An 11,260-nucleotide genomic window follows, 5' to 3' on the forward strand; every position below is an offset into this window, starting at 1 on the left:
GCGACCAGAATCCGAAGGGCGTGAGCGACCGGAATCCGAAGGGCGTGAGCGACCAGAATCCGAAAGGCGTGGGCACCAGTTCCTCGCTGACCGGGGTGGATCTGCATCTGACCCTCGGCAACAACCAGGTGCTGCGCGGCGTCGACATTCACGTCGAGGCCGGTCACACCACCACGGTCATCGGCCCGTCCGGTTCGGGAAAATCCACCCTGCTGCGGGTGTTGAACCGCCTGCACGAACCCGATTCCGGCGATGTGCTGATCGACGGGGTATCGGTGCTGGGTGAGAATCCGGATCGGCTGCGGCAGCGCATCGGGATGGTTTTTCAGCATTTCAATTTGTTTCCGCACAAGACGGTGGCGGAGAACGTGGCTCTGGGACCGCGGAAACTGCGCGGCCTGAGCAAGGAAGCGGCGCGGGCGCTGGCACTGGAACAACTCGAGGCGGTCGGATTGGCGGCGCGCGCCGATACCCGGCCCGCGAATCTGTCCGGTGGTCAGCAGCAGCGCGTCGCCATCGCCCGCGCGCTGGCGATGAAGCCGGAATTGATGCTGTTCGACGAGGCGACCTCGGCCTTGGACCCGGAGTTGGTCAAGGGTGTGCTCTCGCTGATGGCGGATCTGGCTTCCGGCGGTATGACGATGATCGTGGTGACCCACGAAATGGGTTTCGCCCGTTCGGTTTCCGACAGTGTGGTGTTCATGGACCAGGGCAAGGTAGTGGAGTCGGGGGCTCCGGACCGTCTCTTCGACGATCCGGAAACCCCACGGCTGCGACAATTTCTGTCGCAGATCCTCTAACTGCCCGAACTGCTACCGCTGAACGGCATATTGGCGAACTGCGCGAAATTGCCCTGCGCCCCGCTGTAGACGTTGAGGTCGGTATTGCCCGCGATACCGGGCACACTGCCGGAATCGGTGGTCTGCCAGAACGTCCACGCCGGCCAGCCGCCGGGCACCTCGGGCTGGGCGTTGCCGCGGTAATCGGCGATCCACAGCGGATATTGGTGGAACTGATCGGAATCGGCCATCGCCGTCTGCCAGAACCGCGGGTAGGTGTAGATGATCGGCACCCGGCCGGTCAATGCCTGCACCGTGGTTAGATAGCGATGGGTCCAGTCGATCAGCTCCGCAGGGGGCAAGCCGCCGGAATTCTCCATATCGAGCACCGGTGGCAGGTCCAGCGGGCCGTTCTGGCCGAGGACGACCGCGGCGTAGAGGGCGGCCTGCGGTTCCGGTGGCAGATCCGGATGCGCGTAGTGATAGGTGCCGCGCGCCACCCCGGCCGCGCGCATGAGCAGGCTGTCGGGGACGAAATAGGGATTGACGTAGTTCAGCCCCTCGGTGGCCTTCACCATGGCGAAGTTGTGCCCGGAGGCGCGGACCGCGAACCAATCGATCAGACGGCCGTCGATGTGCTGCCAGGACGACACATCCGGCCCGGTGGGTCCGGCGGAGGCGATACCGGTTGCCGAGAATATGCCGGCAACGGCGAGCAGCGGCAGGGCTGCGGTGAAGCGACGGACTTTCGGACGAGCCACGGTGCGTCGATACATGGCTACGAGAGTATGCAGCCGAGGCGCTTGTGACCAGTGTCTACGCGTGACTCATCCGAGCCAGTCGAGGACCGCGGCCGCCGTCCACGACTGCTGCATACTCCCCAGCGGGTCCCCGGTGAACGGGTCGTAGTACTCCGCGAAGCTGCCGTCGCCCGCCTGCCGCAAACCTTCCGCACGCAGCATGAAGGACCGTTCGGCCCAGCCGCGGCGGGCGAAGACCCAGGAGAACAGCCAGCTCATCACCGGCCAGACCGGTCCGCGCCAATATTCGCGCGGGCGGAAATCCTTCGACACCGGCGAGGTCGAGGGCGGCAGCGCGTAGCGCAGATCCGGGTGTCCGCAGAAGCGCGGACCCTCGAACAGTCGCAGCAGACTGCGTTCGGTGGCGCGCGGCAGTCCCCCGCACAACAGCGGTGCGAACATGGCCAGCGTCTCGGTGCCGATCCACTCGTCGGCGCGCAGGTCGAAGTCGCGCGCGGCGCCGGAGCGCGGGTCGGCGGTGGCGATCACGCCGGCGCGGAAATAGTCGGCCCACTCGTAGAGCTCGCGCACGTCGGCGTGTGGCATGCGGTAGTCCTCCCCGATTCCGGCCAGGACCTCACAGGCCAGCGCGAAGACGGCGGTGACGAAGACATCCTCCACAGCGAAGCTCATCGTCGAGGCGAGTTGAAAATCGTCGTATCCACAACGACGCATTTGTTCCACAAGCCACAGGTAGCGGTCGTATTCGCGATCGGAGGGACGCTGCGCCGGGTCGACCACGTCGATATCGGCCCGCCGATACGGCGGCAGGTCGCCGACCACCACATTGGCGTAGGCACGATCCCACCGCGGCGAATTGTCCATCCCGGACTCCCAGCCGTGATACAGGGTGATCCGGCCGTGCTGTTTCGGGTCGCGGGCATGAGCCAGCCAGCGATGCCAGCGCATCAGATCGACCCAGCGCCGATCCAGGAATTCCGCGGCGACCGCCCGGGTGGTGCGGCCGTGGCGCCGGGAATGGTCGAGGATGCGCTGGACCGCGATCGCGTGCACCGGCGGCTGGGTGATGCCCGACGTATCGGGACCGGCGGGAGCGTTCGCGGCCAGCCGCCGGCATTCCCACCGGCTCGGTCCCGGGAAGTAGCCGTCCACCCCGTTGGCGAACACGATGTGCGGGATCATCCCGTTGCGCCACTGCGCCGACAGCAGGGTGTCGAGCTCGACCACGGCGCGCTCCACGCTCAGCGGCGCCAGACCGACCGCGACGAAGGCGGCGTCCCAGCTCCACATATGGGGATAGAGCTTTGGGGCCGCGCTGGTCATGGTCCCCAGATCGTTACCGCGGAGCAGGTAGGAGGCCCGGGCAGCCAGCTGGGTGGGGGTGAAGCCGGGACCGTTCATTTCCCTATTCTGCGACGTCACCTTCAGATATGCGCGCCGCCCCGGCGTCGCGTGCCGCACACCGGCCGCTGCGGGGGCATGGTCGGGCCCGGTCACCTGTTCGGCAGTGTCCACCCTCATCGCCTCGTTCTTCGTCATGCGCGGTGTTCGCTCCCCGCCCCGCTGTGAGCCGGTTGCTCGAATCTGGATTACACCCATCGGCCGAGGCTCGCCACCGATGGACGACAGATGTCCGCTCGCGGCGGTGTGATTGTCCGGGACGTCCCTCCCCGGTGCGGTAGCGCCGTGACGGTGCCGTGCGGTAGCGCCGTGACGGTGCCGTGCGTAGCGCGCCGTGACGGTGCCGTGCGTAGCGCAGCGACAGCCGGGGCGGGCGGGGTCTACGGTGAGCACATGGCCGCAACTTCGGAATCCACTGCCGCACAGGATGTGCCGACCGCCTTGATCACCGGCGCCAGCAGGGGCCTGGGGGCCGCGATCGCGCGGGAGCTGGCGGGAACCCACCGGCTGCTGCTGGGCGCGCGCTCGGCGGAGTCGCTGGCGTCGATCCGGGCGGAACTTCCCGACGCCGAACCGTGGCCGGTCGATCTGACCGATTACGCCGCACTGCCCGCCGCCACGGCGTCGATCGATCGCCTGGACGTACTGGTGCACAACGCGGGTGTCGCCGAACTGGGATCGATCGCCGAATCATCGGTCGAGCAGTGGCGAAATACCTTGGAAGCCAATCTTATCGCCGTCGCCGAGCTGACCCGGCTGCTACTGCCCGCGCTGCGCGCCGCGAACGGCCATGTGGTGCTTATCAATTCGGGCGCGGGCCTGCGTGCCAACCCGGGCTGGGGAGTGTACGCCGCGAGCAAATTCGGGCTGCGCGCCTTCGGTGACGCGCTGCGGCTGGAGGAGCCGAGCCTGCGCGTCACCTCCGTTCACCCGGGGCGCATCGACACCGAAATGCAGCGCGCGATCGTCGCCTCCGAGGAGCGGGATTACAACCCGGACGAATTCCTCACCGCGGCGACCGTCGCCCGTGCCGTCCGCAACGCCGTCGAAACGCCCCGCGACGCCCACCCGACCGAGATCGTGCTGCGTCCGATCGCCCGCTGAATCGGCGCTGCGGGCGACGCACCGCCACGACCGGCTGGTCGATGCGGCGCGCCGCCTCTCGATGGTCACACCCTCGACGACGTGCTGTCGCCACCGCGCTGAAAGCCCCAGCGCTGAGACCCACAGCGTGGGAACGGATTACGCGACGACGTTCACCAGCTTGCCGGGTACGACGATGACCTTGCGTGGGGTCTTGCCGGCCAGGAATTCCAGCAGCTTCTCGTCGGCGAGCGCCGCCGTCTCGACCGCCTTCGCATCGGCGTCCGCCGCTACGCTGACCCGGCTGCGGACCTTGCCGTTGACCTGGATCGGATACTCGACCGAATCCTCCACCAGCAGTGCGGGATCCGCGATCGGGAAGGGACCGTGCGCCAGCGCCGTGGCGTGCCCCAGGCGTTCCCACAGTTCCTCGGCGATATGCGGGGCCATCGGGGCCAGCATCAGCACCAGCGGTTCCACCACCGTGCGCGGGGCACCCTGCGGGTACTGCTTGGTCAGATGGTTGGTCAGCTCGATCAGCTTCGCGCCGGCGGTGTTGTCGCGCAGGGCGGCGTAGTCGGCGTCGACACCGTCGATCGTCTTGTGCAGCAGGCGAAGTGTGGCATCGGCCGGCTCGGCGTCGGTGACGCGCGCGGCCCCGGACTCCTCGTCGACCACCAGACGCCAGACCCGCTGCAGGAAGCGGTGCGCGCCCACGACATCCTTGGTCGCCCACGGACGTGAGGTGTCCAGCGGGCCCATCGACATCTCGTACAGCCGGAAGGTGTCCGCGCCGTACAGATCGCACATCTCGTCGGGCGAGATGGCGTTCTTCAGCGATTTGCCGATCTTGCCGTACTCCTGGAAGACCTCGATCTCCACACCGGAGGTGTTCGTCCAGAAGAACTTGCCGTCCCGTTCGACCACCTCGGCGGCCGGAATGTAGGTTCCGCGCTCGTCGGTGTAGGCGAAGGCCTGGATGTAGCCCTGGTTGAACAGCCGCCGGTACGGTTCCGGACCCGACACCTCGCCCAGGTCGAACAGCACCTTCTGCCAGAACCGCGCGTACAGCAGATGCAGCACCGCGTGTTCCACGCCGCCGACGTACAGATCGACGCCGCCGGGATCGTCGGCGCCGTGTTCGGCCGGGCGTGGGCCCAGCCAGTAGCGCTCGTTCTCCGGCGCGCAGAACGCCTCCGAGTTGGTCGGGTCGGTGTAGCGCAGCTGGTACCAGGAGCTACCGGCCCACTGCGGCATCACGTTGGTGTCGCGGCGGTAGGTTTTCGGCCCGTCACCCAGATCCAGTTCGACGTTCACCCAATCGGTGGCCTTGGCCAGCGGCGGCGACGGTTCGGAATCGGCGTCGTCGGGATCGAAGGTGACGGGCGCGAAGTCGCGCACCTCCGGAAGTTCCACCGGCAGCATCGATTCCGGCAGCGGATGGGCCGCACCCTGCTCGTCGTAGACGATGGGGAACGGCTCGCCCCAGTAGCGTTGGCGGGCGAACAGCCAGTCGCGCAGCTTGTACTGGATGGTGCCCTTGCCGTGGCCCTCGCGTTCCAGGCGCTCGACGACGGTGGCCTTGGCGGTCTCGACGTCCAGTCCGTTCAGGTAGTCGGAGTTCACCAGCAGGCCGTCGCCCGAGTACGCCGACTCCGAGATGTCCCCTCCGGCAATCACTTCCACGATCGGCAGGCCGAACGCCCGCGCGAACTCCCAGTCGCGCTGGTCGTGGCCGGGCACCGCCATGATCGCGCCGGTGCCGTAGCCCGACAGCACATAGTCGGCGATGAAGATCGGCAGCTGCGCGCCGTTGACCGGGTTGGTGGCGTAGGCGCCCAGGAAGACGCCGGTCTTCTCCTTGTTCTCCTGCCGTTCCAGATCGGATTTGGCGGCGATCGACTTGCGGTAGGCGGCAACGGCTTCGGCCGGCGTGGCGGCGTCGAAGGTCCACCGGGCATCGACCTCGGCGGGCCACTGCGCGGCGGCCAGCCGGTCCACCAGTTCGTGTTCGGGAGCCAGCACCACATAGCTCGCCCCGAACAGCGTGTCGGGCCGGGTCGTGAAGACCTCGATGTTCTCGCCGTTCGCGCCGAACGAGACCTCGGCACCACGCGACCGCCCGATCCAGTTGCGCTGCATGGCCTTCACGTTGTCCGGCCAGTCCAGCAGGTCCAGATCGTCGACCAGGCGGTCGGAGTAGGCGGTGATGCGCATCATCCACTGCCGCAGGCGTTTCCGGAACACCGGGAAATTGCCGCGCTCACTGCGGCCCTCGGCGGTGACTTCCTCGTTGGCCAGCACCGTACCCAGTCCCGGGCACCAGTTGACCATCGAATCCGATTGGTACACCAGGCGATACGAGTCCAGGATCTCGCCCTGTTCGGCAGCCGACAACTCGGCCCACGCGCGACCGTCCGGGGTGGATCGCTCACCGGCGGCGAAGGCGGCCACCAGATCCGCGATCGGGCGGGCCTTGTTCGCCGAGGTGTCGTACCAGGCGTTGTAGATGCGCAGGAAGATCCACTGCGTCCACTTGTAGAACTCGGGGTCGGTGGTGGCGAACGAACGGCGCCGGTCGTGACCCAGGCCCAGCCGGTCCAGCTGGCGTTGCATGGTGGCGATATTGGATTCGGTGGTCACCCGCGGATGCGCGCCGGTCTGCACCGCGTACTGCTCGGCGGGCAGGCCGAAGGCGTCGTAGCCCAGCGCGTGCAGCACGTTACGACCGTGCATGCGGTGGTAGCGCGCGAACACGTCGGTGGCGATATAGCCCAGCGGATGGCCGACGTGCAGGCCCGCACCCGACGGATACGGGAACATGTCCTGGATGAACAGCTTGTCGGCCGGGGTCTCGCCGGCCAGCGGGCCCACCGGATTCGGCGCGTGGAAGGTGCCGCGCTCCGCCCACACCCGCTGCCACTTGCTCTCCAGGGCGCCGGCCAGTTCGGCGTTATAGCGGTGCGCGGGCACGTCGGTTCCGGGAAGCGTGGGCAGGCTGCTTTCGGGCCCGTCGCCCCGGCCGGTCGATGCGCCGGCTGTATCGGTTGCACGAGTGTCCTGCACGGTCCTGCCTTCTTGTCGCCGAGTTCCCCTGGTGAACGTTTGTGGACAACGTCGTCACTCAGGGTAGAGCCTGCGCACGTCAGCACCCAAAAAGGGGTGAGCGGGACGTTCGTGGCGGCGGCGAGCCCCGCGGACGCCACGTTTTGATACCGGAGTACCGTATTCCGGGTGTTCGTGGTCGCGCTCCTCCTGTTTCTGCTGGCGGCCGTGGCCGTGGTCACGGGCGTGCTCGGGCTGACCGGCACCCTGCCACCCAATCGGTTCTTCGGTGTCCACACCGACGAGGCCCTCCGCACCGAAGAGGCGTATCGCGTGGCCAACCGCGTCGCCGGGCCGACCTCGGTGGGTGCGGGCCTGCTGCTGGCCGCCGCCGGTGCGATCGCGCTGGTGGCGACCGTATGGGTGGGCTTGGCCGCCGCCGCGGTGGCGCTGGTCGTAGCGCTGTTCACCCTGGGCGCCGGCGTGAACGCGGCGAACGAGGCCATCGCGGGCCTCGCCCCGGCCGAGGTCGGCGGCTGCGGCAGTTCTTGCGGCGCGTGCTCACTGCGCGACGCCTGCCAGCCCGCCAAGTGATCCGCCCGGTGTCCGGCCGTCCGGTATGACGGCACCGCTCACGGTCGGCTTCGACCTCGATATGACGTTGATCGACTCGCGGCCCGGCATCCGCGCCTGCTATCGGGAATTGTCGCGGCGCACCGGCACGCCGATCGACAGCGATCTGGTCGTCACCCGCCTCGGCCCGCCGCTGGAACACGAGCTGGCCAACTGGTTCCCCACCGACCGCGTCCCGGCCGTCGCCGATCTGTATCGGGAGATGTATCCGGAGTACGCGATCACCGGCACCGTGGAACTGCCCGGCGCCCGTGCGGCGGCCGCGGCGGTCCGGGCGCTGGGCGGCCGCGTGATCGTGGTCACCGGCAAATACGAACCGAACGCGAAACTGCACCTGACCCACCTCGACATTCCGGCCGACGCGGTGATCGGCGACCTGTGGGCCGAGCAGAAGGCCCAGGCGCTGCGCGACCACGAGGCGAGCGTGTACGTGGGCGACCATATCGGCGATATGCGCGGCGCCCGCACCGCGTCGGCCTATGCGGTCGGCGTGACCAGCGGTCCGTGCGACGCGGCCCAGCTGCGGGCCGCAGGTGCCGATGTCGTCCTGCGCGACCTCACCGAATTCCCCGGCGTGCTGCACGGGCTCGTCGGCTGACCCGGCCGGGCGGCTACCGCCGGTCCGTGTCGCACTCCGGTGCGGGGATCGAGCGGGACAGCGGGCTGCCGGCCGGGAGGACGTAGAACACGGTGAGCCGCAGGGGTTTTCGAGTGCGGTTGCGGGCCGTGTGGGCGTGGGCGGCGCCGGCGGGCTCGCGGAACATCCGGCCCGGGCGATAGCTCACCGGTACGCAGTCGGTTCCGGGGTGGTCCAGGGTGCTGCCGGTGACCAGGACGAACAGGGTGCCGTCGTGATAGTGCCAGCCGCTGTCACCGCCCGGTTCGACGATCGTCTGCCGGAGCAGGAACTGCCATCGCACCGGCCGAAACCGCATCAGAACCCGGCTGCGCGTACCGATGGCCGGCGGCGGATTGGGCCGAAACCTTCCGAGGACGGGCATGGCACCGATGATGCCGGAAACAGAATCCGGGCAGCTGCGGACCGGGCAGCCGCGCGGCGAATACATGATCACGGCGACGCCCGCCAGGATCCGGCCGAAATGAGCATCCGGTTGCATGAAATCCGCCGGTTTGAGAAAACGGATGTGCCCTTTGCGATGAGCCAACGCCCTGGCGGGCGGGGCGTTGGTCACAATCCTCGCTTGTCTCAGTTGGTCCTACGGCGGAACAGCGAGCGCGACCAGAGGTAGCCGACCACCGCGAAACCGAGGCACCAGGCCACCGCCGCGAAGCCGTTGCCTCCGATGGCCGTACCCATGAGCAGTCCGCGCAGCGTTTCGGTCAGAGGTGTGAAGGGCTGGTACTCCGCGAATTGCCGGACACCGGTGGGCATGGTGTCGGTCGGTGCCAGGCCGCTGCCGAGGAAAGGAAGGAAGATCAGCGGAGTGGGGGTATTGCTCGCCCCCTCCGGCGTTTTGGCGGCCAGCCCGAAACCCACTCCGAGCCAGGCCAATCCGAAGATCACCAGGGCGATGAGGCCGAAGGCGGCGAGCCACTCCACGATCGTGGCATCGGGGCGGAAGCCGATCAGCACGGCGACCACCACCATCAGCCCGACGCCGAGTACGCCCTGGATCACGGTGCCGGCGACCTGTCCGGTGAGGATCGAGGAATGTGCCATGGGCATGGTCCGGAACCGGTTCACGATGCCCTTGGTCATATCCGAGGCGATGGCCACCGCGACGCCGACCACCAGATAGGCCGGGATGATGAGCATCATGCCAGGAACCAGATAGTCGATGTAGCTACCACCGGTGGCCTTCTCCAGCGCGCCGCCGAAGATGTAGTCGAACATCAGCAGCATCACCAGCGGCATGATGAACATGCTGATCGTCATGCCGGGATATCGCTTGGCGTGCACCAGGTTCCGGCGCAACATGGTGCGGGAGTCGGCGAGGGTGTGCGTGGTCATCGTGCGGTTTCCTTCTCGGGTGCGGTGTGGCCGGTGAGGGCGAGGAAGACGTCGTCGAGATCGGGGGTGTGCACCGAGAGGCTCTCGGGCTCGATGTGGGCGCGGCCGAGCCGGTCCAGGACGTCGCGCAGCGAGGCGACGCCGCCGTCGCTGGGCACCGCCAGGGTGGAGTCCGTGGTCGTTCCGCCGAGTAGTCCGGCAGCGCTGCGCAGCTGTTCGTCGTCGCCGAAGGTCAGGCGGATATGTCCGCCCGGCACAAGGCGTTTCAGCTGGTCGGGTGTGCCCTCGGCGACGATCCGGCCGTGGTCGAGCACCGCGATCCGGTGTGCGAGCTGGTCGGCCTCCTCCAGATACTGGGTGGTGAGGAAGATGGTGACGCCGTCGGCGACCAGCTCGCGGATGATGTCCCACATTCCGCGCCGGCTGCGTGGGTCCAGACCCACGGTGGGTTCGTCGAGGAAGATGATGCGTGGCTCGCCGACCAGCGTCATCGCCAGATCGAGCCGTCGCGTCATACCGCCGGAGTAGCTTCCGGCGACCTTGTCGGCGGCGTCCAGCAGATCGAATCGGGCCAGCAGGTCGTCGGCGATGCGCCGGCCCTCGCCGCGGGGCAGATGGTGCAGATCCGCCATCAGCAGCAGGTTCTCGCGTCCGGTGAGCAGTTCGTCGACCGCCGAGAACTGGCCGGTCACGCCGATGGCGGTGCGGACGGCGTCGGGTTCGGCGACCGGATCGTGGCCGCCGACGCGCAGACTGCCGTCGTCGGGCCGGGTCAGCGTGGCGAGGATGTGAACGGTGGTGGTCTTGCCCGCGCCGTTGGGTCCGAGCAGCGCGAAGATCCTGCCCTCGGGCACGGTGAGGTCGATACCGTCGAGCACCACGTGGTCGGCGAACGATTTGCGCAGGCCGGTGACCGAGATGGCCGGTGAACTCATGGTCGTCCTTTCATATAAAGATAGCGATGAATGCATGCGTCGACCGAGCCGTGTCCGCGGATTCCCGGCGGACAAGGGGGGCGATATCGAATTGTCGTGCGGCCGAACCCATGTCGGCCCGAAGCGGTGGGTCAGATGTCGAGATCTTCGATCTGCGGATGCTCGGTCAGATCGCTGATGCGGTCGTACAGCTTGTCGGGAACCCTGCCTTTCAGGTCGGCCGGCGACTCGTAGATGTCCATGGTGAATTCACCCCAATCCGGATCGGTGACGCCGAGCATCCGCCGCCAATTGGTCAGATCCTTCAGCCAATTCGTGTCGGTGGGGTACTCGGTCCATTCGGAACGCTGCCGGTGCAGCACGTATTTGCCCTTGCGCGTGCGGAATACGCGGATCCGCTCGAAACGGGCGTCGCTCATATCGCTCGATTCGGTGAGTAGTGCCCCCGAGAACCGCACCTGCCGGGCGCCGTTGTGGCCGACCCGCAGGACGATTTCGTCGTATCCCTGCAGCCGCCCCTCCTCCAGTTCGATGTACCGGCGCAGCGCCGTCACGATCGCCCCCGACAGGTTGCCGCCGACCAGCTCCTGTGCGCGCTGGAACAGGGGGAGATCGTCATCGGAGACGTACACGGTCTTGTTCGGCATGGCG

11 protein-coding genes are annotated in these 11,260 nt (G+C 67.7%); 4 read left to right on the forward strand and 7 right to left on the reverse strand.

Features of this window, described 5'->3' with window-relative positions:
- Positions 1-68 precede the first annotated feature (68 nt).
- Positions 69-800, forward strand: coding sequence for an amino acid ABC transporter ATP-binding protein (locus NMI01S_RS06425; RefSeq protein ID WP_157126057.1), 732 nt, complete (start codon positions 69-71; stop codon positions 798-800).
- Here the strand turns inward: NMI01S_RS06425 and NMI01S_RS06430 are convergent.
- Together NMI01S_RS06430 and ggh are read right to left on the reverse strand one after the other, a co-directional pair.
- Positions 797-1,555 (reverse strand): glycoside hydrolase family 25 protein, encoded by a 759-nt coding sequence (locus NMI01S_RS06430; protein ID WP_030514185.1) that lies wholly within the window; start codon positions 1,553-1,555, stop codon positions 797-799. The two genes, NMI01S_RS06425 and NMI01S_RS06430, sit on opposite strands and share 4 nt — an antisense overlap.
- A 51-nt stretch (positions 1,556-1,606) precedes the next feature.
- Positions 1,607-2,941 carry a glucosylglycerate hydrolase gene (gene ggh, locus NMI01S_RS06435; RefSeq protein ID WP_062995129.1) on the reverse strand — a complete coding sequence of 445 codons (1,335 nt, stop codon included), beginning with the start codon at positions 2,939-2,941 and terminating at the stop codon, positions 1,607-1,609.
- A 393-nt stretch (positions 2,942-3,334) separates the two neighbouring features.
- Between ggh and NMI01S_RS06440 the strand changes: the two genes are divergently transcribed.
- Complete coding sequence (locus tag NMI01S_RS06440) at positions 3,335-4,045, forward strand: SDR family oxidoreductase (protein ID WP_062995033.1); 711 nt, start codon at positions 3,335-3,337, stop codon at positions 4,043-4,045.
- Positions 4,046-4,183: 138 nt separating this feature from the next.
- Here NMI01S_RS06440 and leuS read toward each other — a convergent pair whose 3' ends face one another.
- Positions 4,184-7,021, reverse strand: a complete 2,838-nt coding sequence (gene leuS, locus NMI01S_RS06445; RefSeq protein ID WP_062995130.1) for a leucine--tRNA ligase — start codon at positions 7,019-7,021, stop codon at positions 4,184-4,186.
- Between the two features lie 237 nt (positions 7,022-7,258).
- Here leuS and NMI01S_RS06450 point away from each other — a divergent pair, with 237 nt between their 5' ends.
- On the forward strand, positions 7,259-7,663 hold the full coding sequence (locus NMI01S_RS06450) for an SdpI family protein (RefSeq protein ID WP_062995034.1): 405 nt from the start codon (positions 7,259-7,261) through the stop codon (positions 7,661-7,663).
- 25 nt (positions 7,664-7,688) lie between these two features.
- Positions 7,689-8,300 carry an HAD family hydrolase gene (locus tag NMI01S_RS06455; RefSeq protein WP_062995035.1) on the forward strand — a complete coding sequence of 204 codons (612 nt, stop codon included), beginning with the start codon at positions 7,689-7,691 and terminating at the stop codon, positions 8,298-8,300.
- Positions 8,301-8,313: 13 nt separating this feature from the next.
- On the opposite strand, the gene NMI01S_RS06460 is transcribed toward NMI01S_RS06455, so the two are convergent.
- From NMI01S_RS06460 to NMI01S_RS06475, 4 genes are all read right to left on the reverse strand, one after another.
- The gene (locus NMI01S_RS06460; protein WP_245716732.1) at positions 8,314-8,820 is read right to left on the reverse strand and encodes a cupin domain-containing protein; all 507 of its coding nucleotides are present in this window, start codon (positions 8,818-8,820) and stop codon (positions 8,314-8,316) included.
- 89 nt (positions 8,821-8,909) lie between these two features.
- Positions 8,910-9,674: an ABC transporter permease gene (locus tag NMI01S_RS06465; protein ID WP_062995036.1), complete on the reverse strand. Its 765-nt coding sequence runs from the start codon at positions 9,672-9,674 to the stop codon at positions 8,910-8,912.
- Positions 9,671-10,609: an ATP-binding cassette domain-containing protein gene (locus NMI01S_RS06470; RefSeq protein ID WP_062995037.1), complete on the reverse strand. Its 939-nt coding sequence runs from the start codon at positions 10,607-10,609 to the stop codon at positions 9,671-9,673. The genes NMI01S_RS06465 and NMI01S_RS06470 overlap by 4 nt, the downstream gene beginning before the upstream one ends.
- A gap of 131 nt (positions 10,610-10,740) precedes the next feature.
- Positions 10,741-11,256, reverse strand: a complete 516-nt coding sequence (locus tag NMI01S_RS06475) for an EXLDI protein (RefSeq protein WP_062995038.1) — start codon at positions 11,254-11,256, stop codon at positions 10,741-10,743.
- Positions 11,257-11,260: the final 4 nt, after the last annotated feature.

The organism is Nocardia mikamii NBRC 108933, from assembly GCF_001613505.1.
GTDB classification, from domain to species: domain Bacteria; phylum Actinomycetota; class Actinomycetes; order Mycobacteriales; family Mycobacteriaceae; genus Nocardia; species Nocardia mikamii.

Coding starts and splice junctions, on each gene's coding strand:
- NMI01S_RS06440 (WP_062995033.1), top strand. CDS start 3,335: ATGGCCGCAACTTCGGAATCCACTGCCGCACAGGATGTGCCGACCGCC.
- NMI01S_RS06470 (WP_062995037.1), bottom strand. CDS start 10,609: ATGAGTTCACCGGCCATCTCGGTCACCGGCCTGCGCAAATCGTTCGCC.
- ggh (WP_062995129.1), bottom strand. CDS start 2,941: ATGAACGGTCCCGGCTTCACCCCCACCCAGCTGGCTGCCCGGGCCTCC.
- NMI01S_RS06455 (WP_062995035.1), top strand. CDS start 7,689: ATGACGGCACCGCTCACGGTCGGCTTCGACCTCGATATGACGTTGATC.
- NMI01S_RS06460 (WP_245716732.1), bottom strand. CDS start 8,820: ATGCAACCGGATGCTCATTTCGGCCGGATCCTGGCGGGCGTCGCCGTG.
- NMI01S_RS06430 (WP_030514185.1), bottom strand. CDS start 1,555: ATGTATCGACGCACCGTGGCTCGTCCGAAAGTCCGTCGCTTCACCGCA.
- NMI01S_RS06475 (WP_062995038.1), bottom strand. CDS start 11,256: ATGCCGAACAAGACCGTGTACGTCTCCGATGACGATCTCCCCCTGTTC.
- NMI01S_RS06465 (WP_062995036.1), bottom strand. CDS start 9,674: ATGACCACGCACACCCTCGCCGACTCCCGCACCATGTTGCGCCGGAAC.